The following is a 19,645-nucleotide window of genomic DNA, read 5'->3' as shown; positions in this document are numbered from 1 at the left end:
TCACGAAGGCGTGAGGACGGCGGTGTCGAAGACGGTGCCGCCATCTCCAGCTGCCGTCACCCGGCTCGACGGGTGACCCAGTACACACCGATGGCTCTGAGTTTACTGGATCGCCCGGTCCCGGCGCGCAAGTGCGCGCAGGCCGGGCGACGACAGCCTTTGCCGGGCACCAGAGGTCAGCTCACAGCCAGGGCGCGATCTTGTCCATGGCGATGAGATCCTCGACCTCCACGCGCGGGCGGACCACGGCGTATTGATCGCCGTTGACCAGCACTTCGGGCACCAGAGGGCGGGTGTTGTAGGTGCCAGCCTGCACCGCGCCATAGGCACCGGCGGTCATCACCGCCACGAGGTCGCCGGGCTTCGGCGCCGGCAGCTTGCGGTCCAGCGCGAGATAGTCGCCGGTCTCGCAGACAGGACCGACCACGTCGGCGACGATCATCGCATCATCAGCGCCCGCTTCACGGACCGGCAAAATCTCGTGATAGGCCTCGTACAGTGTGGGGCGGATCAGGTCGTTCATGGCGGCATCGATGATGACAAAGGTCTTGCCGTCGCCGTGCTTCACGTAAATCACCTTGGCGACCAGGATGCCGGCATTGCCGACGATCATGCGGCCGGGCTCGAACATCAGCGTGCAGCCGAGGTTGTGGCTGACGCGCTTGACCATGGCGGCATAGGCCGCCGGCTCCGGCGGCACCGCGCGATCCTCATAATAGGGGATGCCGAGACCGCCGCCGAAATCCACATGGCTGATGGTATGGCCGTCGCTGCGCAACACCGTAACGAAGTCGGCCAGCAGCCGGAACGCGGTTTCCATCGGCGCGAGGTCGGTGATTTGGCTGCCGATATGCATGTCGACGCCGGTGACCTGAATGCCCGGCAATGCGGCGGCGCGTGCATAGACCGCACGCGCGCGGCTGAGCGGAATGCCGAACTTGTTCTCCGACTTGCCGGTGGTGATCTTGGCATGGCCGCCGGAATCCACGTCGGGATTGACCCGCACCGAAATCCGCGCAGTGCGGCCCATCTCGGCGGCGATGGCCGAGAGCAGTTCGAGCTCCGGCTCCGATTCGACGTTGATGCAGAGAATGTCTTCCGAAAGCGCCGCGCGCAGTTCGGCGGCAGTCTTGCCGACGCCGGAGAACAGGATCTTCGACGGCGGGATGCCGGCCGCCAGCGCGCGCTTCAGCTCGCCGCCGGAAACCACATCGGCACCGGCGCCAAGCTTCGCCAGCGTGCGCAGCACCGACTGGTTGGAATTGGCCTTCATCGCGTAGCAGACGAGCGTCTTCACATCGGCAAAGGCCTCGCTGAACACCCGGTAGTGCCGCTCCAGCGTCGCCGTCGAATAACAGTAGAACGGCGTGCCGACGGCTTCCGCCACCTCGGCAATATTCACACCCTCGGCGTGAAACACGCCGTTGCGGTAATCGAAATGGCGCACGGCGGCTTAGTCCAGCAGCGGGTCGAGGAGGAACGGCTTCTTGCGCCCCTTGGCGGCCAACGGCTGGCCGTTGTCGCCGGGAGCGGTACTGAACAGGGCTGAACCCTTGCCGGCCGCGCCGTCCGCATCCGGATCAACTGCCGCCGCGGAGCCGGCCAGCGGCTGCGCAGACGACTGCGGCGGCAGATCGAGCCCGCCCTTACGGCCGCAACCGGCCAGGGCCAGTGCGGTAGCGGTCAGAACAAGAAGAGCCCATCGCGAAGACGCAGGGCGGGTCGTCAGATTCACGGCGATATCCCCAAATACCCCGGCACCTTACAAAGATTGCCTCGCTCTGGCGAGACCCCGGGCCGGACTGAATTTTCTGCAGATCAACCCGATCAGCCCAATTTTCGCTCTTTTTCCAGCCGCTTGAGCCAGGACTTGGCCTGCGCCTTGACGTTTTTCGGCGCCGTGCCGCCATAGCTGACCCGGCTTTTCACCGAGGATTCCACTGACAGCACCGCCATCACCGCGGCGGTGATCTTCGGCTCGATGGCCTGCATCTCCGCCAGCGGCAGTTCGTGCAGCGCCACGCCGTCCTTCGATGCCCTGGCGACGATCCGGCCGGTGACATGATGGGCATCGCGGAACGGCATTTTCAGGGTCCGCACCAGCCAGTCGGCGAGATCGGTGGCGGTGGCATAGCCCTCGCCGGCCGCAGCGTGCATGCGGGCCTCGTCCGGAACGATGTCGAGGACCATGCCGGTCATGGCGCGAATCGCCAGCGACAGCGCGCCGAAGGCCTCCATGGCGCCCTGCTTGTCCTCCTGCATATCCTTTTGATAGGCCAGCGGCAGGCCCTTCATGACGATCAGCAGCCCGGTGAGCGCGCCGATGATGCGGCCGGTCTTGGCGCGCACCAGTTCGGCGGCGTCGGGGTTGCGCTTCTGCGGCATGATGGACGAGCCGGTGGTGAACTTGTCGCTGAGACGGACAAGCCCGACCAGCGGCGAGGTCCAGATCACGATCTCCTCGGCCAAGCGCGACAGGTGCACCGCGCAGATCGAGGCTGCCGACAGGGTCTCCAGCACGAAGTCGCGGTCGGACACCGCGTCGAGCGAATTGTTCATGGGACGATCGAAGCCGAGCGCCTTGGCGGTGGCGTGGCGGTCGATCGGGAACGAGGTGCCGGCCAGCGCCGCGGCGCCGAGCGGGCTTTCGTTGAGCCGCTTGCGCGCATCCTGGAAGCGGCCGCGGTCGCGCGCCGTCATCTCGACATAGGCCATCAGATGATGGCCGAAGGTGACCGGCTGTGCGGTCTGCAGATGGGTGAAGCCCGGCATCACCGTCTCGGCGTGCTCGAGCGCCCGATCCACCAGCGCCAGCTGCAGCGCGGCCAAAGCGGCATCGGTCTCGTCGAGGGTATCGCGGACATAGAGCCGGAAATCGGTGGCGACCTGGTCGTTGCGCGAGCGTGCGGTATGCAGCCGCCCGGCGGCCGGGCCCATGATCTCGGTCAGCCGGCTCTCGACATTCATGTGAATGTCCTCGAGCGCGCGCTTGAAGGTGAATTTGCCCTGCTCGATTTCTGACAGGATCGTGTCTAGACCCTTGGCGATATTTTTCGCATCACTGGCCGTGATAATGCCTTGCTTGGCGAGCATGGCGGCATGCGCCTTGGACGCGGCAATGTCCTGGGCATAAAGGTGGCGATCGACGTCGATGGAAACATTGATTTCTTCCATGATCGCGTCGGGGCGCTCGCTGAACCGACCGCCCCACATCTTGTTGCTCATGACTGCCACTCATCTTGAGCCCGCGGACCTGCCGCACCGGCTCGATTGCCTCACTGGGCTCTGCATAGCCGGATCTGACACGGAATGACAAACGATATGCCTGACACGCCTCCCACCAGCCCGGCCCGCAGCCGGCGTCCTTTCGTGATCGGCGCGGTCGTGGTCGGGGCGATCATCGGTTATGCTGCGGTTGCCAATTTCGACGGGCTGTGGCGCTCGGCTGCTCCGGTCGACCCCACCTGCCTGCCGGCAGTGGCGCAGGCGAAGAAACTGGCGCCCTTGGCCCATGGCGAGGTCGCCGCATTGACCATGGCCTCGGCGCCGCTGCAGATCCCGGATCTGACGTTCAAGGACGCCGACGGTCAGCCGAAGAAGCTGTCCGACTGGCGCGGCCGGACGGTACTGGTGAACCTGTGGGCGACCTGGTGCGTGCCCTGCCGCAAGGAAATGCCGGCGCTGGACCAACTGCAGGGCAAACTGGGCGGACCCGATTTCGAGGTGGTGGCGATCAACATCGACACCCGCGACCCCGCCAAGCCGAAAGCCTTCCTGAAAGACGGCAATCTCGAAAAGCTCGGCTATTTCAGCGACAGCAACGCCAAGGTGTTTCAGGACCTGAAGGCCGTCGGCCGGGCGCTGGGCATGCCTACCTCGGTGCTGATCGACCGCAAGGGCTGCGAGATCGCCACCATCGCCGGCCCCGCGGAATGGGCCAGCGACGACGCCGTGAAACTGGTGAAGGCGGCGCTACAGAAATAGCCACCGGCCCTGCGTCCAGATGTCGCCTCCGAAAGAGCGCCGGACGGTCGGATTGTCGTCCTCTCGCCCGTCTTTGTCATAAGAGCGCGCCGAAACCTGCCCGTGCGCGCCAACGCAAGGGAGGACATTGCATGGCCTATGTGGACGGATTCATCGTACCGGTGCCGAAGAAGAAACTCGCCGCCTATCGCAGCCTGGCGCGCAAGGCCGGCAAGGTGTGGCGCGAGCACGGCGCGCTCGACTATCACGAATGCATCGCCGACGATGTCAGCGTCGGCAAGGTCACTTCGTTTCCGCGCAGCGTGAAGCTGAAGCCCGACGAAGTCGTGGTTTTTTCCTACATCGTCTACAAATCGCGCCGCGACCGTGACCGCATCAACGGCAAGGTGATGAAGGACCCACGGCTGGCAAAGATGATGGATCCGAAGGCGATGCCGTTCGACGGCAAGCGGCTGATCTATGGCGGCTTCAAGAGCCTGGTCGAGTCCTGAGCGGAAACGTCAGGCGGCGATGTCGAGATTACCACCGACGCCGGCAGCAAGATTGGCCTGCGACGACTGCTGGGCGCCGCCGAGCAGCGTCAGCACGGTAGATTTTTCCATGTCCGCGTTCGACTTCATGATCGCAGTACCGATCTGCGATTGAGTTCCCGCCGCCTTCATGGCGAGAGCGCTTGCAACCAGGGCCATATCCATCAACGCTACTCCGTACCGCAGAAGATGTAGCCCGGAATTCGTTAACGAATGTTTCCGCGGCAGCTGTCAGCCGGCATTGGCGCGGAAGGCCGCGCCGAGCGCGCGCAGCGCGCCGCGGGCACGGGCGTCGGTCAGGCTCGAATACAGGAGCACCTCGCGGCGCGGCAGACGCGGCAGGCCGAGCCGCGGTCCCAGATCGAGACAGCCCGCAGGCGCCACCCGCGGCACCAGCGCGGCGATTGCCAGCCCGGCTGAAATAGCCGCGCCGATGGTCGCGATTCCGCCACCGACAAACACCTCCTGCCACGGGATGCCGGCGGCATCGAGCGCACCGATGGCCATGGCGCGCACGCTGCAGGGTTGTGCCTGGGTCGCCAGCCGCAGCGGTTCGCCCGGCGGGTGATTGAAATCGGGCGCGGCCATCCAGCCGAAGTCCTCCTCGAGCAGAGCCTCGCCATCGCGACGGTGGGCGTCGTGGCGCAGCACGATGGCGGCGTCCAGCGCGCCACCCTCGAACGCGTCCAGCATGACGCGCGAGGTGTCGATATGCAGCTCGATCACCAAAGCGGGGTCGCTGGCGTTCATGCGCTTCAGCACCTGCGCCAGATCCGCGCCGACGATGTGATGGCTGATGCCGACCACCAGGCGGCGCCGCTCCACGGCAAACGAACCGAGCGCCGACTGATGCGCCGCCACCAGCTGGCGTGCCGATGCCAGGAAGGCCGTGCCCTCCGCGGACAGCCGCACCAGCCGCGGCGTGCGTTCCAGCAGCCGTCGGCCGAGCCCGCTTTCCAGCCGTTTGATCTTCAGACTGATCGCCGACTGCGTGCTCCCCATGGCTTCGGCGGCCCGGGTAAAACTGTTCAGGTCGGCCACCAGCACGAAGGCCTGGACCGCCTCGACATCAAGCGTCTTCATCGGCGACCATTTAAATTCAGCATCATTGAAATGTTATTTCATGGCGTTTTTAAATGATCAAGCGCACGCTATGTCTTCCCCATCACTTCCAAGGGAGCTTCCAATGCCGCTGACACGCATTTCGATGAGACGGGGCAAGTCTGCAGCCTATCGCCAGGCCATCATGGACAACCTCTACGAGGCCATGCGCGAGACCTACGACGTGCCCGAGGGCGACCGCTTCATGACCATTTCCCAGCATGACGGCGAGGATTTCAACTACGGCGCCGACTATCTCGGCATCCAGCGCAGCGACGACCTGGTGCTGATCCAGCTCACCGTCAGCAACACCCGACCGCTGGCGAAGAAGCAGGCCCTGTACCGGCGGATCGTCGAACGCCTCGGCGAAAACCCCGGCCTGCGGCCCGAAGACATCTTCATCAATCTCGTGGAAGTGCTGCCGGAGAACTGGTCGTTCGGGCACGGCGGGGCGCAATACGTCAAGTGATCGACCTGCGCATCGCCCTGACGGCGCATTTGCTGGGCCTCGGCATGGGCACGGCCACGGTCATAAGCCTCGTGCCGGCGGTGACCCGGCTGATGCATGCGCTGAACTAGCAGAACTTCCCGCTTCGGCCATGCCGCCTTACGTATCAGGCTTGCCCGGCTCCCAGACCATCAGGTCGCCGGGCTGGCAGCGCAGATATTCGCAGATCTTCTCCAGCGTCTCGAAACGGACGCCCTTGACCTTGCCCTGCTTCAGCAGCGACAGGTTGGCCTCGGTGATACCGACATACTCCGCCAGTTCCTTCGATCTGACGTTGCGTTCGGCGAGCATGACGTTGAGCCTGATCCTGATCGGCATGATCAGACGAACTGAGCGTTTTCGTCGGCGAGCGTACGGGCCTGCGCCATCACCCACGCGATCACCGCAATCAGCCCGGCGAACACCAGCGCCATCAAGGTGTCCGAGCCGACGGTCAACACCAGTGTCCTGCCGCCGGCCCTGCCGGCTCCGCTGAGCAGCACCGACAGGGCCGCGCCGGCGACCGGCTTGAGGATCGTCGATAGCAGGATGGCGATCGCAAAGGCCCGCAATCGCTGGGCCGGTTCGGCCGTGAAGAAGTTGCCGGCAGCAAACGCGTCGAAACATCGACCGGCCTGCAGCAGCCCCCAGACCAGGCAGCCGAGCGGTACAGCCGATATCAAAATCGCCATGACACGCACGCCAATACCGATCTCCACCACCGGAAAGCCGGGAATGCCGGCCTGCTGAAACACCGCCTCGGTGGGCGTCACCAGCCAGTAGACCACCAGCCCGCCGGTCAAGATGAGGGCGACCGCCAGACAGAGTTTCGACATCAGGCTGCTCAAGCGAACGATGCGCGCCCGGTCGTCCGGCGTCCGCGCCAATCGCGATCCTGCAGTTACGGCCATGCTCTTTCTCCTTTTTTCTGATGGCCCTCTATAGCTTGACAATTATCGTTTCACAATAATAAATATCTGCAAAACAACCTATGGAGACCGACATGCGCGCTTTTCGCGTCTATACGACCTGTGCCGCAGCCATCGTGCTTTTCAACGTCCCGACGGCCAGGGCCGCATCGAGCACGTCGCAGGGCAAAATTTCGGTCACGCAGGTGCAGAGCATGCTGGATCGGGCCGCCGCCAATGCGACCGCGCGGCAGGTGATGATGGCCTATCTTGCCGGCGTGGGAGAAACGGCTGGCGTGCTGATGGATCAGGCCAAGGGAAGGTCGCAAGCGAGCCGATTGAACTGCAGGCGCCGGCTTGCCATCGACGAGGCGCTTGTGCAGGCCGCGCTGGCGCGAGCGAGCACCGCCGACAATCCGGGCGAGACGCCAGCAACGCCGCTGATCGTCGGCGAACTGCTAAAGAGAGCTGAGTGCGAGATCAGGTAACAAGCGATCAGCGCGTCGGGACCGGCTTGTCGCCGCGGTAGTCGTAGAAACCGCGCTGGGTCTTGCGGCCGAGCCATCCGGCTTCGACGTATTTCACCAGCAACGGGCACGGCCGGTATTTGGAATCGGCGAGGCCCTCGTGCAGCACCTGCATGATCGAGAGACAGGTATCGAGGCCGATGAAGTCCGCCAGTTCGAGCGGCCCCATCGGATGATGCGCGCCGAGCTTCATCGCGGCGTCGATCGCCTCGACGTTGCCCACGCCTTCATACAGCGTGTAGATCGCCTCGTTGATCATCGGCAGCAGGATGCGGTTGACGATGAAGGCCGGGAAATCCTCGGAGACGGCGATCTGCTTCCCGAGCTTGCTGACGAATGCCTTCGACGTGTCGAAGGTGGCATCGTCGGTAGCGATGCCGCGGATCAGCTCCACCAGCTCCATCAGCGGCACCGGATTCATGAAGTGAATGCCGATGAATTTTTCGGGGCGATCCGTGGAGGCCGCCAGTCGGGTGATGGAGATCGACGAGGTGTTGGAAGCGATGATCGCTGAGGGCTTCAGCACCGCGCACAGATCGTGGAAGATCTTGCGCTTGGTCTCTTCCTTCTCGACCGCGGTCTCGATCACGAGATCGCAGTCGGCGAGCCCGTCCATGGTCTCGGCGGAGGTGATCTTCTCCAGCGCCTGCTTGCGGGCGTCCTCGCTGATGATCTTCTTCGACACCTGCCGCGACAGGTTGCCGTTGATGGTGGCCATGGCCGACTTCAGCCGGTCGGCCGAGACGTCGTTGAGGACGACGTCGAAGCCGCCCAATGCGGCGACGTGCGCGATGCCGTTGCCCATCTGGCCCGAGCCGATCACGCCGACTTTCTTGATCATGTCCGCCATCTTGCCATCTCGTTGGAGCGCAGGGCCGCGCATATCGCGGCGCGCTTGCATTCTTGCATAAACACCGGCCGGAGTCCGTTGCTCCGGCCAATGTGTCGGTCAGCTTGAGCGGCCGTTACTTCCCGAGCGCTTCGGTGAGTTCCGGCACCGCCTGGTAGAGATCCGCCACCAGTCCGTAATCGGCGACCTGGAAGATCGGCGCGTCCTCGTCCTTGTTGATCGCGACGATCACCTTGGAGTCCTTCATGCCGGCGAGATGCTGGATCGCGCCGGAAATGCCGATCGCGATGTACAATTCAGGCGCGACCACCTTGCCAGTCTGGCCGACCTGCCAGTCGTTGGGGGCGTAGCCGGCATCCACCGCGGCGCGCGAGGCACCGACGCCGGCACCGAGCTTGTCGGCCAGCGGCTCGATGTATTTGGTGAAGTTCTCGCGGCTCTGCATGGCACGACCACCGGACACAATGATCTTCGCCGAGGTCAGTTCCGGACGGTCGCTCTTGGCGACTTCCTCGCCGACAAACGTCGACAGGCCGGGATCGCCGGCGGTCGCCGCGGCTTCCACCGAAGCGCTGCCGCCTTCGCCCGCCGCAGCGGCGAAGGTCGAGGTGCGCACGGTGATGACCTTCTTGGCGTCCTTCGACTTCACGGTCTGGATCGCATTGCCGGCATAGATCGGGCGTTCGAACGTATCCGGCGCAATCACCTTGGTGATTTCCGAGACCTGCATCACGTCGAGCAATGCTGCGACGCGCGGCATCACGTTCTTGAAGCGCGAGGTAGCGGGCGCCACGAAGGCATCGTAGGCGGGAGCCAGCGACACGATCAGCGCGGCCAGCGGCTCGGCGAGGTCGTGGGCATAGACGGCATCGTCGGCCAGCAGCACCTTGGTGACGCCGGCCAGCTTGGCGGCGGCTTCCGCCGCGGCCTTGGTGCCTTCGCCGCCACCGGCGACCAGGACGTGCACCTCGCCGCCGAGCTGCGTCGCAGCAGTCAGCGCCTTGTTGGTGGAATCCTTGAGGGTGGCGTGTTCGTGTTCGGCAATCAAAAGCGTGGTCATCAGATCACCCCGGCTTCGGTCTTGAGTTTCGAAATCAGCTCGGCGACGTCCTTGACCTTGACGCCGGCCTTGCGGCCTTCGGGCTCGGTGGTCTTGATGATCTCGAGATGCGGCGTCAGGTCGACGCCGTAATCGGCGGCGCTCTTGTCGGCGATCGGCTTCTTCTTCGCCTTCATGATGTTCGGCAAGCTGGCGTAGCGCGGCTCGTTGAGGCGCAAGTCGGTGGTGACGATGGCCGGCCCCTTGAGCTTCACGGTCTGCGAACCGCCGTCGACTTCACGGGAAACCACGAAATCGGCCCCGTCGACTTCCAGCTTGGAGGCGAAGGTCGCCTGCGACCAGCCGAGCAAGGCGGCCAGCATCTGGCCGGTCTGGTTGCTGTCATCGTCGATCGCCTGCTTGCCGAGAATGACAAGACCGGGCTTCTCTTCGTCGACGATGGCCTTGAGGATCTTGGCGACCGCAAGCGGCTCGACGATGCCCTCGGCCTTCACCAGGATGCCGCGGTCGGCGCCCATGGCGAGGCCGGTGCGGATGGTTTCCGACGCCTGCGCCGGCCCGATGGACACGACCACCACCTCGGTCGCCTTGCCGGCCTCTTTCAGGCGCAGGGCTTCCTCGACGGCGATTTCATCGAACGGATTCATCGACATCTTGACGTTGGAGAGTTCGACGCCGGTTCCGTCGCTCTTGACGCGAACCTTGACGTTGTAATCGACAACCCGCTTGACCGGCACCAGAACCTTCATCGATCCTCTTTCGTATGAGTTTCTTCGTTTCATCAGCTTGGAAGCTGGGATCAGCTTGGGCGCGGAACCTAAAGCGCCCGCTATCGGCGGTCAACGCGCGAAAGCCAAAAATCGAGCCCCTCGGGCCTGCCGCGGCCTAGCGGTTCTGGCCGGGAACCCACAGCACGTCGCCGGCGCCATTGTCGTTGACCGTACGGCTGGCAACAAACAGGAAATCCGACAGCCGGTTCATGTACTGGATGGCGGCGTCGGAGACCGGCTCGCCCGGGTGGGCCGCGAGTTCGACCATGATCCGTTCCGCCCGGCGGCAAATGGTGCGGGAGACATGCAAATATGCCGCGGCCGGCTTACCGCCCGGCAGCACGAAGGATGTCAGGTCCGCCAGCTTCTCGTTCAGGCTGTCGATGTCGCGCTCCAGCCGGTCGACCTGACTGGCCAGCATGCGCAGCCGCTCGGCCTTGCCGTCGCGCTGCGGCACCGCCAGATCGGCACCGAGGTCGAACAGGTCGTTCTGGATCAGCCGCAGCATGGCATCGAGCGCCGGCGCATCGGCGAGATGCAGCCTGACGACGCCGATCGACGCATTGGTCTCGTCCACGGTTCCATAGGCGGAAATGCGCAGATCGTATTTGGGACGGCGCTCGCCCGACCCCAGCGCGGTGGTGCCGTCGTCGCCGGTACGGGTGTAGATCTTGTTGAGAACGACCATCGCCTGTTTCCTCGAACGTTTCCCGGACGCGCTGCGGCATTATTCATGCCGTTGCGCAGATCCAGAATCCCGGTTTCATTCGCATCCCCGGGGGCCCCGGATCGGCAGCGCACCACGCGGCAAGCGCCGCGCGTTGCGCAGCATCCAGGGCGCGGCACCTGCGTCTGTTTGCTTACCGTCCCATCGCCCAGACCGTCGCCATGGTGACGACGATGGCGACAAACTGCAGCGCCACGCGCCAGCGCATCAGCTTCTGCGAACGGTTCGGCGAGCCGCCGCGCATCATGTTGATCAGGCCAAGCAGCAGGACCAGCGCAACCGCGCCCACCGCGAAGGGAAGAAGAATGGTGCTCAGAAATGTTGTCATCGGCGCTACATAACACCGCATTTGCGGGTTCGCCATCACTGCTGTGAAATTGATCGCGAGGCTGCAACGATCTGGCTTTTTATCCGTAGATATCAGATGGTAACGTGAATCCGTCGACGGTCGGATCTCCCCGGGCAAGGTGGCATGTGAGGCAGATTCGCTACGTCGTTCATGTCGGGCTGGACGCCTTCTATACGTTTCTCGCCGATGACGGCTGGGCGATCGCCAGCCATATCGCGCTGTCGTCGCTGATGGCCCTGTTTCCGTTCCTGATCGTGCTGGCGTCGCTGGCAGGGTTCGTCGGGTCCAAGGGCCTCGCCGACCAGGCCGTTGGCCTGCTGCTGCAGGTCTGGCCGGACCAGGTCGCCGGCACCCTGTCCGGCCAGATCCATGACGTCCTCACCACCACCCGCGGCGACGCCCTGACCATCGGCGTGGTGCTGGCGCTGTATTTTGCCTCCAACGGCGTCGAGAGCCTGCGGGTCGCGCTCAACCGCGCCTATGCGGTGATCGAGCCGCGGCGCTGGTACTGGCTGCGGCTGGAGTCGATCGGCTACACGCTGATTGCCGCCTTCACCGCCTTGGCGATGGCCTTCCTGATCGTGCTCGGCCCGCTGATGCTGGAGATCGTGCGACTCTACGTGCCGCTTCTCGTGGCGAACAACGAGAAGCTGCTCAACCTGGCGCGTTACGGCATCACCATCGCGGCAATGATCACGGCGCTGTTCGTCCTGCATGCATGGCTCCCGGCGGGGCGACGCAGCTTCCTGCAGATCCTGCCCGGCATCGTCTTCACCATGCTGGCCTCGCTGCTCTCGGGCATCGGCTTCGGCCTGTACCTTGCGCGCTTCGCCAACAACTACGTGACCATGTATGCGGGGCTGGCCTCGGTGATTATCGCGCTGGTGTTTCTGTATTTCATTGCCGCGATCTTCGTCTATGGCGGCGAACTCAACGCCGCCATCATCAAGTCGCGGCTACCGCATGGCGTCTCGCTTCAAGCAGCGCAGTCGCTAGCGCCCGTGGAGACACCGGTTTGACCAGGAACGCATCGGCGCCGGCGGTGCGCGATGCCGCCTCGTCGTCGCCGCGGCCGGACACACCGATGATGGCGATCTGACCGAACGGCGCATGCAGCGCGCGAATCCGCTGGATCGCCTCGATCCCGTTGATGCCGGGTAACACCATATCCATCAGCACCGCGTCGAAACCGCCCTGCGCCACACGTTCGGCGGCGGCCTCGCCTCGGCCGATGAATTCGGCCTGGTGACCGAGTTCGGTCAGGATCGCATTGAGCACCACGCGGCCGAACGGATTGTCCTCGACGCTGAGCACCCGCAGCGACTGGTGCGGCTCCGCCGAAGCATCGTCGGCGAGCCCGGACATGATGGCGATCGGCCCCTTCGCCCGCGCGAGCGTCACCGTCAGCGTGAAGACCGTGCCGCCGCCGCGGCGCGGCGCCACCACGATGTCGCCGCCCATGGCACGCGCCAGTTGCTTCACCGACGACAGGCCGAGACCGGCCCCGCCGAAGCGCGAGGCGATGGTGACGTTGGCCTGCGAGAACGGCCGGAACAGCCGCTTGATCTCCGCCAGCGACAGCCCGATGCCGCTGTCGGACACCCGGAATGCAATGCCGACCGCGCCGCGGCCGGCGCGCAGCGACGTCACTTTCATCTCGACGTTACCGCGATCGGTGAACTTCACCGCATTATCGATCAGGTTTTCCAACGCCGCGCGCAGCCGGACCGGATCGCCGATCACGAACACCGGCAATGTCGCGGAAATATCGACACGTGATTGCAGGCCCTTGGCGGCGGCCCGGCCCGCCAGCGAATCGCCGGCATTGCGGGCCAGCGCCCGCAGATCGAAAAATCCTGACGCACTTGCAGTTTTGAATTTCCGCTGCGCGCGGCATCGACGAAAAGGGTCGCCAAGCCGGCAAGATGTTCGGCACCGGCCTTGATGGTATCGACCCAGCGCCGCTCGCGCTCGTCGAGGTCGGAGGTTGCGAGCAGATCGCTGACGGCAAGGATGCCGGTGAGCGGCGTGCGGACCTCATGGGCAAAGGCGGCAAGCGCTACTTCCACCATACCGGCCTTCGGCCGCGCCACACTGCGCCGGGCGCGCGGCTTCACGGCAGCCGTCTTCGCGACGCGCTTTTTCGCCTTCAACTGGGTGCGCGGCCGCCGTGTACGCGGCGTGCGCGGTGTCAGCGCCATTTGTTCCCCACCCGGCCCCGTCTCACCATGCCACAAAGCGGATGAACGAGTCACGCAAGGCTGCTCAATGGCTTGTGGGCGGCTTGCGGCAAAGCTGTGGCAGTCAGGCCAGGCCGACCAGCCGGCGGATATCGGCGGGCATGGCCCCCTCGGCCCGCAGCTGCCGCAGGCTGGTCGCATGGATGGACTTCGACAGCTTGGCGCCGGCGGTATCGCGGAGCAATTGGTGGTGCCGATAGACCGGCTGCGGCAGGCCGAGCAACTGCTGCAACAGGCGGTGCACGCTGGTGGACCAGAACAGGTCCCGGCCACGGACCACGTCGGTCACGCCCTGCAGCGCATCGTCGATCACCACCGACAGGTGGTAGCTGGTTGGCGTCTCCTTGCGGGCGAGGATGACATCGCCCCAAGCCTCCGGCCGCGCCGCCACTGCGCCGCTCTGGCCATCGGGACCCTGGCCGCCCTCGGTCCAGCCGAGGTCGCCGGCGCGGCGCCGGGCCGCCACCATGTCCAGCCGCAGCGCCGTGGGCGCGCCGGCCTGACGCAGCCGCGCAACCGCCTCCGGCGACAGCGACCGGGCGACGCCGGGATACAGCGGGACGCCATCGGGGTCGTGCGGCCAGGCGCCGCGGGCCTGCTCGGCCGCCACCAGCCGGGCGATCTCGGCACGGCTTTCGAAGCTCGGATACAGCAGGCCGTCGCGCGCCAGCCGGTCGGTGGCGGCGCGGTAGACATCGAGGTGTTCGGACTGCCGCCGCACCGGGGTTTCCCAGGCGATGCCGAGCCACGCCAGGTCCTCGTGGATCGCCGCCTCGAATTCCGGCTTGCTGCGAACCGGATCGATATCCTCCATGCGCAGCAGCAGCCGGCCGCCCGCCGGCCGCGCCAGCTCGAAATTCAGCAGCGCCGAAAAAGCATGGCCGAGATGCAGGTAGCCGTTCGGGCTGGGCGCAAAGCGGAAGACGGGCGGCATTGATCTCTCGGTACGGACGCGCGAGTCTCAGGGCACCATGACCGTTCATCTCAACAGCCAGTCCGACCTCGAAGACGCCATCGCCGGCCTGATGAAGCTCGACCTGCGGCTGCCGCCGATCCTGGAGATCGCCGGCATGCCGAAACTGCGCCGGCGCGAGCCGGGATTTGCCGGGCTGGCGCAGATCATTGTCGGCCAGCAGGTGTCGGTGGCCTCGGCCTCCGCGATCTGGGGCCGGGTGTTCGGGGCTTTCGATCCCTTCCACCACGACAGCCTGCGCAAGGCGCGCGCCGACCGCCTCGGGCGTCTGGGCCTGTCGACGGCCAAGATCAAGACGCTGAAGGGGATCGCCCGCGAGCTCGGCAGCGAGCGACTCAATCTCGACGTGCTCGCCGAAGAGGACGCCGACATCGCGCACGCCACCCTCACCAGACTGCACGGCATCGGACCGTGGACCGCCGACGTCTATCTGCTGTTCTGCCTCGGCCACGGCGACGCCTGGCCGGCCGGCGATGTCGCGATCCAGGAGGCGATCAAGGTCGGCCTTGGCCTGGCAGCGCGCCCCACCGTGAAACAGATGGCACCGCTGGCCGAACCCTGGCGCCCGCTGCGCGGCGCCGCCGCGCATCTGTGGTGGAGCTACTATCACGCCATCAAGAAGCGCGAAGGCGTGATCGGGAAGTAACAAAACCGAACAGCGTTTAAAACAGGCCCTGTCGCAAAGTTTTCATCGTGCAGCATGAGGATGCGGAAGAACCAACACGAGGTCTTGAATGAGTGCTTTTCAGTTCATCGTTGCGCGCGACGATCTTCAGCACTGCAAAGTGATCGAGACGCACCTGCCCGATCCGGACAGACTGCCTGAAGACGGCGTCCTGCTGAAGATCGATCGCTTCGCCATCACCGCCAACAACATCACCTACGCCACGCTCGGCGATGCGTTGAAATACTGGCAGCTGTTTCCGGCCCCGGCGGGTTTCGGCAATATTCCGGTATGGGGTTTTGGCGATGTGATCGTCTCAAAGCATCCTGCAATCGCCGAAGGCGAGCGGCTGTTCGGCTATTTCCCGATGGCCACGCATCTGCAGATCGAGGCGGGCAATGTCAGCAAGCGCGGCCTGCGCGATGCGGCCTTGCACCGCCAAGGCGGGGCGCCGGTCTACAACGCCTATGCGCGCATCGGTAGCGATCCCGCTTTCGCCGGCGCACAGGGTGACTACCAGGCACTGCTGCGGCCACTGTTCATGCTGTCGTTCATGGTCGACGATGCGCTGGCCGAAGCGGATTTCTTCGGCGCCGAAAGCGTGATGCTCACCAGCGCCTCCAGCAAGACCGCCTTCGGGCTCGCGCACCTACTGCACACGCAGCGTCAGCCTATACGGGTGATCGGCCTGACCTCGGCGGCCAATGCCGATTTCGTCCGCGAACTGGACTGTTACGACGAGGTCGTGCTCTACGACCAGATCGCGTCACTGCCCAACGATCGGCCCGCCGCTTTGGTCGACATGGCCGGCAATGGCGCTTTGCGCGCGCGGCTGCACCACCACTTCGGCGACCGGCTGGTCTATAGCGGGCGCGTCGGGCTCACCCATCAGGACTCCTCCGACGACACCGAATTGCCGGGAGCCCGGCCGCGCTGGTTCTTCGCGCCCGACCAGATTCGCAAGCGCGCCAAGGAATGGGGCCCGGGCGGCATCGACGCCCGCTTCGGCAAGGCTTGGGACGGTTTCAATCCGCTGCTGCAACGCGCGATTACCGTAGTGGAGAGTCGCGGCGCCACGGCCGTCGAACAGGTCTATCGCGACACGCTGGCCGGCCGGATCCCCCGAACCAGGGCCATATGCTGTCGCTGGCGGGAGACTAATCGGTCTTGCCGGCCGCTTCGTGCGCCGCCGCGCCGTCGGTCGGCTTCAGCGCCGCCCACTTCAGCAGGGCATCGAGCACCGGACAGAGCGTCTGGCCCCAGTCGGTCAGGCCGTACTCCACCTTCGGCGGCACCTGGTGATGAACGATGCGCCGGACAATGCCGTCCTGCTCCATCTGGCGCAGTTGCTGGATCAGCATCTTCTGGGAGATCGCCGGAATCGCGCGTTCAAGCTTCGAGAAGCGCAGCAGCTTGCCGCCGAACAGCTGGAACAGGATCACCAGTTTCCAGCGCCCCTCCAGCATCTTCAGCACCGACTCGACGCCAGTCGCCGCGGTGACCGGGGTCAGCAGCTCACCTGCAGGTAAGTACCCTACTTTTTCGTGCGTACTTGTCATTTGGTGAGCATAGCGACATTTGCTGATGAGACAACGCCCCTTGGATTACTCAGGAGAAATTGATGCCGATCACGCTTGCACCCTCTATCGCCGACTACATCACCGCGGACAATACCGGCGACGCCCGTCGCTTCGGCCAATGCTTTGTCGAGGACGCTATCGTGCGCGACGAAGGTCACACCTATCGCGGCCGCGCCGCGATCGAACAATGGAACACAGAGGCGCGGGCGAAGTACCAGCATCGGATCGAACCGGTTTCCGCAAAAGAGGCCGATGGCAGGACCATCGTCACCATGCGCCTCGCCGGCCAATTCCCCGGCAGCCCCATCGATGTCGATTTTGCCTTTCAGCTCGCTGACGACAAAATTATCGGACTGGAGATCGGGTTGTGAGCGGCGGACTGGAGGGACTGCGCGCGCTGGTCACCGGCGGCACCATGGGCATCGGCGCGGCCGTGGCGGCGCAGTTGCGTGAGGACGGTATCCTGTTCGTCGCCGCCGACATCACGACGGCGGCGGGCTGCGCCGTGGTAGCCGATGCCGTGCACGCGCAGCTCGGCGGTGTCGATATCGTCGTTCACGTCGTCGGCGGCTCCTCGGCGCCCGCCGGTGGCTTTGCCATGCTTGACGATGCGCAGTGGCAACGCGCCCTCGATCTCAACCTGCTTCCGGCGGTACGGCTCGACCGCGCCTTGCTGCCTGCCATGCTGGCGCGCGGCAGCGGCGTCATCATTCACATCACCTCGATCCAGCGGGAACTGCCGCTGCATGACGCGACCACCGCCTATGCCGCGGCGAAGGCGGCGCTGTCGACCTACAGCAAGGCGCTGTCCAAGGAAGTCGGCCCGAAAGGGATTCTGCGTCGTCCGGGTGGCGCCGGGCTGGGTCGAAGCCGAGGCGGCCATCCGACTGGTGACCAAGATCGCCGCCAGCGACGGCACCGATTACGAGGCAGCGCAAGGCAAGCTGATGGCTTCATTGGGCGGAATCCCGCTCGGACGACCGGCGAAGCCGGCCGAGGTGGCCGACCTCGTGGCCTTCCTGGCCTCGGATCGGGCCTCCGCCATCACCGGAACCGAATATGTCATCGATGGCGGCACGGTGCCGACGGCCTGACGGCCTGACAGCCTGACGGCGGCCCGCCCCTGCGGGATAGACCAGCCAACACCCTTCACAATGGCGTCACGCTGCCTGTAGTATGTGGAGGTGGGCTGCGTCGCAGCCCAATGTGGGGGTCAGGAGCGTTACTTGAACGCACATGTCTCGCAGGGCGGTTGGCCGGTACTGGTCCTCAACGCGGACTTCCGGCCGCTCAGTTATTACCCACTGTCACTGTGGTCGTGGCAGGATGCCATCAAGGCGGTGTTTCTCGACCGCGTGAATATCGTTGAGCACTACGATCATTCGGTGCACAGCCCGTCGTTCGAGATGCAGCTGCCCAGCGTGGTATCACTGAAGTCTTTCGTGAAGCCGTCGACGCACCCGGCCTTCACCCGGTTCAACGTGTTCCTGCGCGACCGGTTCTCGTGCCAGTACTGCGGCTCGCACGACGACCTCACCTTCGACCACATCATCCCGCGCTCCAAGGGCGGCCAGACCACCTGGGAAAACGTCGTCGCCGCCTGCTCGCCATGCAATCTGCGCAAGGGCAACATGACCACCCAGCAGGCCCGCATGTTCCCGCGGCAGACGGCCTTTGCGCCCACAGTGCACCAGCTGCACCGCAACGGCCGGATGTTTCCGCCGAACTATCTGCACGACAGCTGGCTCGACTATCTCTACTGGGATACGGAACTGGAGCCGTAAGGGGCGCTGTGGCGTTTCCCTCAGCGGGGCCCGCCGTCCCGCGCAAGATGCTGGCGAAAGAAGTCGACAATGCCGGCGTCGAAGTCGCGATGGAAGGCGATCCTGTCGAAGCCCGCCGGATCAGTGCAATAGCGTGGCAGCTTGGCCGCGAACTGCGGCGAGCAAGGTGGCAAAAATGCAAAATGCCCAGCCGGCACGGCGTGAATGTCCGGCTTGCCGGGCAGGCCGCGGGCGACGCGGGCCACGCCTTCCGGATCGATGCCCACGCTCTTGTCTCCCAACTCTGATCGCCAGACCTGCAGCGGGATGCCGATGCCGGCCAGTGTCTGCGATGTGAAGACCACGCTCATTGCGGGGTCGGCGAGCACGGCTGCCTTGATCCGACTGTCGCGAGGCAGGTCACGTGGAACGTCGCCGCTGCGGACCTGCGCGCAAAATTGCGTGTCGTTGGTACAGTAGGTTGCAAACCTCTGGAAATCGAGCGTGGCGCCGCCGAGCACCAGCCCTGTGTAGCCCCCTTGGAAAAACCGAAGAAACCGATCCGGTTGGGATCGAGCGCCGCCTTGTCTTTCCAGTTGTTCACCATGAAGTCGAGCAAGCGAATAATGTCCGCCGGACGCGACGCCATCACCGACAGGCTGTCGCTCTGCGAGCGATCGTTGCCGTTGTCGCCGGGATGGTTGATGGCGGCCACTACAAAGCCGGCGTCGGCCAAGGCCTCCGCGACGTCGTTATGGCCGCCGAACCAGCCGCCGCGACCGTGCGAAATGATGACCAGCGGCAGCTTTGTGCCGGTGATAGGACAGTCCTTCACGCCCTGGAGCGAATCGATAAACTGCATCGTGAGGCTACCAAGCGGCACGGGTTGCGGCGCTCCGGCGCATGGATACCAGATGGCGCCGGCCAAGTCTGGACCGGAATCAAGAAGCTGAATGCCTGCCCCCCGCGCGGGAACGCCCAAACAACACAAGATAGTGGCGTAGGCCAAATACCTTTTGAGTACCAAAGCAGCCCCTCGATCCGGCGCATCGAACTATCGGAAGAACAACGATATAATTGTGTCGAAAATGCTCCACAGACCAGACATCATCAGCCTATCGGCCCGGGCAGC

The 19,645-nt window shown here is 64.7% G+C and carries 24 protein-coding genes and 3 pseudogenes; 10 read left to right on the top strand and 17 right to left on the bottom strand.

Annotated features, from left to right (window positions below):
* Nucleotides 1-181: 181 nt before the first annotated feature.
* The 3 genes from lysA to argH all read right to left on the bottom strand — a co-directional run bounded on the left by lysA (nt 182) and on the right by argH (nt 3,225).
* Entirely contained in the window at nt 182-1,447 is a 1,266-nt protein-coding gene (gene lysA, locus ONR75_RS05555; protein WP_265081739.1) for a diaminopimelate decarboxylase, read from the bottom strand.
* A 6-nt stretch (nt 1,448-1,453) separates the two neighbouring features.
* Nucleotides 1,454-1,735 (bottom strand): LPS translocon maturation chaperone LptM, encoded by a 282-nt coding sequence (gene lptM, locus ONR75_RS05550; RefSeq protein WP_265081738.1) that lies wholly within the window; start codon nt 1,733-1,735, stop codon nt 1,454-1,456.
* Nucleotides 1,736-1,827: 92 nt separating this feature from the next.
* Nucleotides 1,828-3,225, bottom strand: a complete 1,398-nt coding sequence (argH, locus tag ONR75_RS05545) for an argininosuccinate lyase (RefSeq protein WP_265081737.1) — start codon at nt 3,223-3,225, stop codon at nt 1,828-1,830.
* A 96-nt stretch (nt 3,226-3,321) separates the two neighbouring features.
* Between argH and tlpA the strand changes: the two genes are divergently transcribed.
* Together tlpA and ONR75_RS05535 are read left to right on the top strand one after the other, a co-directional pair.
* The gene (gene tlpA, locus ONR75_RS05540) at nt 3,322-3,984 is read left to right on the top strand and encodes a thiol:disulfide interchange protein TlpA (protein WP_265081736.1); all 663 of its coding nucleotides are present in this window, start codon (nt 3,322-3,324) and stop codon (nt 3,982-3,984) included.
* Between the two features lie 131 nt (nt 3,985-4,115).
* Nucleotides 4,116-4,475, top strand: coding sequence for a DUF1428 domain-containing protein (locus ONR75_RS05535; RefSeq protein WP_265081735.1), 360 nt, complete (start codon nt 4,116-4,118; stop codon nt 4,473-4,475).
* Nucleotides 4,476-4,484: 9 nt separating this feature from the next.
* Here ONR75_RS05535 and ONR75_RS05530 read toward each other — a convergent pair whose 3' ends face one another.
* Nucleotides 4,485-4,679, bottom strand: coding sequence for a putative motility protein (locus tag ONR75_RS05530; RefSeq protein WP_265081734.1), 195 nt, complete (start codon nt 4,677-4,679; stop codon nt 4,485-4,487).
* A 66-nt stretch (nt 4,680-4,745) separates the two neighbouring features.
* Nucleotides 4,746-5,597: a LysR family transcriptional regulator gene (locus tag ONR75_RS05525; RefSeq protein WP_265081733.1), complete on the bottom strand. Its 852-nt coding sequence runs from the start codon at nt 5,595-5,597 to the stop codon at nt 4,746-4,748.
* Between the two features lie 103 nt (nt 5,598-5,700).
* Here ONR75_RS05525 and ONR75_RS05520 point away from each other — a divergent pair, with 103 nt between their 5' ends.
* Nucleotides 5,701-6,084: a tautomerase family protein gene (locus ONR75_RS05520; RefSeq protein ID WP_265081732.1), complete on the top strand. Its 384-nt coding sequence runs from the start codon at nt 5,701-5,703 to the stop codon at nt 6,082-6,084.
* A gap of 138 nt (nt 6,085-6,222) precedes the next feature.
* On the opposite strand, the gene ONR75_RS05515 is transcribed toward ONR75_RS05520, so the two are convergent.
* Both ONR75_RS05515 and ONR75_RS05510 read right to left on the bottom strand, forming a co-directional pair.
* A complete protein-coding gene (locus tag ONR75_RS05515; protein ID WP_265081731.1) occupies nt 6,223-6,441 on the bottom strand; it encodes a helix-turn-helix domain-containing protein in 219 nt (72 codons plus the stop codon).
* 2 nt (nt 6,442-6,443) lie between these two features.
* Nucleotides 6,444-6,989, bottom strand: coding sequence for a DUF2975 domain-containing protein (locus ONR75_RS05510; RefSeq protein ID WP_265081730.1), 546 nt, complete (start codon nt 6,987-6,989; stop codon nt 6,444-6,446).
* A gap of 116 nt (nt 6,990-7,105) precedes the next feature.
* On the opposite strand from ONR75_RS05510, the gene ONR75_RS05505 reads away from it, so the two are divergent.
* Nucleotides 7,106-7,498, top strand: coding sequence for a chlorophyllide reductase (locus tag ONR75_RS05505; protein WP_265081729.1), 393 nt, complete (start codon nt 7,106-7,108; stop codon nt 7,496-7,498).
* 7 nt (nt 7,499-7,505) lie between these two features.
* Here ONR75_RS05505 and ONR75_RS05500 read toward each other — a convergent pair whose 3' ends face one another.
* The 5 genes from ONR75_RS05500 to ONR75_RS05480 form a co-directional block, all read right to left on the bottom strand.
* The gene (locus ONR75_RS05500; RefSeq protein ID WP_265081728.1) at nt 7,506-8,387 is read right to left on the bottom strand and encodes a 3-hydroxybutyryl-CoA dehydrogenase; all 882 of its coding nucleotides are present in this window, start codon (nt 8,385-8,387) and stop codon (nt 7,506-7,508) included.
* A gap of 115 nt (nt 8,388-8,502) precedes the next feature.
* Nucleotides 8,503-9,447 (bottom strand): electron transfer flavoprotein subunit alpha/FixB family protein, encoded by a 945-nt coding sequence (locus tag ONR75_RS05495; RefSeq protein WP_265081727.1) that lies wholly within the window; start codon nt 9,445-9,447, stop codon nt 8,503-8,505.
* Complete coding sequence (locus ONR75_RS05490; RefSeq protein WP_265081726.1) at nt 9,447-10,196, bottom strand: electron transfer flavoprotein subunit beta/FixA family protein; 750 nt, start codon at nt 10,194-10,196, stop codon at nt 9,447-9,449. Before ONR75_RS05490 ends, ONR75_RS05495 begins: the two co-directional genes overlap by 1 nt.
* Before the next feature lie 136 nt (nt 10,197-10,332).
* On the bottom strand, nt 10,333-10,905 hold the full coding sequence (locus tag ONR75_RS05485; RefSeq protein ID WP_265081725.1) for a cob(I)yrinic acid a,c-diamide adenosyltransferase: 573 nt from the start codon (nt 10,903-10,905) through the stop codon (nt 10,333-10,335).
* 172 nt (nt 10,906-11,077) lie between these two features.
* Nucleotides 11,078-11,272, bottom strand: coding sequence for a twin transmembrane helix small protein (locus ONR75_RS05480; RefSeq protein ID WP_265081724.1), 195 nt, complete (start codon nt 11,270-11,272; stop codon nt 11,078-11,080).
* 146 nt (nt 11,273-11,418) lie between these two features.
* On the opposite strand from ONR75_RS05480, the gene ONR75_RS05475 reads away from it, so the two are divergent.
* Nucleotides 11,419-12,312 (top strand): YihY/virulence factor BrkB family protein, encoded by an 894-nt coding sequence (locus tag ONR75_RS05475; RefSeq protein WP_265081723.1) that lies wholly within the window; start codon nt 11,419-11,421, stop codon nt 12,310-12,312.
* On the opposite strand, the pseudogene ONR75_RS05470 reads toward ONR75_RS05475, so the two are convergent.
* Nucleotides 12,239-13,494 (bottom strand): annotated as a pseudogene (locus tag ONR75_RS05470) (ATP-binding protein). The gene ONR75_RS05475 and the pseudogene ONR75_RS05470 sit on opposite strands and share 74 nt — an antisense overlap.
* Before the next feature lie 103 nt (nt 13,495-13,597).
* A complete protein-coding gene (gluQRS, locus tag ONR75_RS05465; protein ID WP_265081722.1) occupies nt 13,598-14,467 on the bottom strand; it encodes a tRNA glutamyl-Q(34) synthetase GluQRS in 870 nt (289 codons plus the stop codon).
* 37 nt (nt 14,468-14,504) lie between these two features.
* Here gluQRS and ONR75_RS05460 point away from each other — a divergent pair, with 37 nt between their 5' ends.
* The gene (locus tag ONR75_RS05460; RefSeq protein WP_265081721.1) at nt 14,505-15,152 is read left to right on the top strand and encodes a DNA-3-methyladenine glycosylase family protein; all 648 of its coding nucleotides are present in this window, start codon (nt 14,505-14,507) and stop codon (nt 15,150-15,152) included.
* An 88-nt stretch (nt 15,153-15,240) separates the two neighbouring features.
* Nucleotides 15,241-16,331, top strand: a pseudogene (locus tag ONR75_RS05455) (DUF2855 family protein).
* On the opposite strand, the gene ONR75_RS05450 reads toward ONR75_RS05455, so the two are convergent.
* Nucleotides 16,328-16,729, bottom strand: coding sequence for a winged helix-turn-helix transcriptional regulator (locus tag ONR75_RS05450; RefSeq protein ID WP_265081720.1), 402 nt, complete (start codon nt 16,727-16,729; stop codon nt 16,328-16,330). The pseudogene ONR75_RS05455 and the gene ONR75_RS05450 overlap by 4 nt on opposite strands.
* A gap of 62 nt (nt 16,730-16,791) precedes the next feature.
* Between ONR75_RS05450 and ONR75_RS05445 the strand changes: the two genes are divergently transcribed.
* The 3 genes and pseudogenes from ONR75_RS05445 to ONR75_RS05435 all read left to right on the top strand — a co-directional run bounded on the left by ONR75_RS05445 (nt 16,792) and on the right by ONR75_RS05435 (nt 18,534).
* Nucleotides 16,792-17,121 carry a nuclear transport factor 2 family protein gene (locus ONR75_RS05445; RefSeq protein ID WP_265083545.1) on the top strand — a complete coding sequence of 110 codons (330 nt, stop codon included), beginning with the start codon at nt 16,792-16,794 and terminating at the stop codon, nt 17,119-17,121.
* Between the two features lie 44 nt (nt 17,122-17,165).
* Nucleotides 17,166-17,844 (top strand): annotated as a pseudogene (locus ONR75_RS05440) (SDR family oxidoreductase).
* Nucleotides 17,845-17,976: 132 nt separating this feature from the next.
* Complete coding sequence (locus ONR75_RS05435; RefSeq protein ID WP_265081719.1) at nt 17,977-18,534, top strand: HNH endonuclease; 558 nt, start codon at nt 17,977-17,979, stop codon at nt 18,532-18,534.
* A 20-nt stretch (nt 18,535-18,554) separates the two neighbouring features.
* On the opposite strand, the gene ONR75_RS05430 is transcribed toward ONR75_RS05435, so the two are convergent.
* Together ONR75_RS05430 and ONR75_RS05425 are read right to left on the bottom strand one after the other, a co-directional pair.
* Nucleotides 18,555-18,902 carry a hypothetical protein gene (locus ONR75_RS05430; RefSeq protein ID WP_265081718.1) on the bottom strand — a complete coding sequence of 116 codons (348 nt, stop codon included), beginning with the start codon at nt 18,900-18,902 and terminating at the stop codon, nt 18,555-18,557.
* Complete coding sequence (locus tag ONR75_RS05425) at nt 18,881-19,441, bottom strand: alpha/beta hydrolase family protein (protein WP_265081717.1); 561 nt, start codon at nt 19,439-19,441, stop codon at nt 18,881-18,883. Before ONR75_RS05425 ends, ONR75_RS05430 begins: the two co-directional genes overlap by 22 nt.
* Nucleotides 19,442-19,645: the final 204 nt, after the last annotated feature.

The organism is Rhodopseudomonas sp. P2A-2r (assembly GCF_026015985.1).
GTDB lineage: Bacteria > Pseudomonadota > Alphaproteobacteria > Rhizobiales > Xanthobacteraceae > Tardiphaga.
The sequence above is the reverse complement of the archived record's forward strand: the minus strand, read 5'-3'. Positions and strand labels throughout refer to the sequence as shown.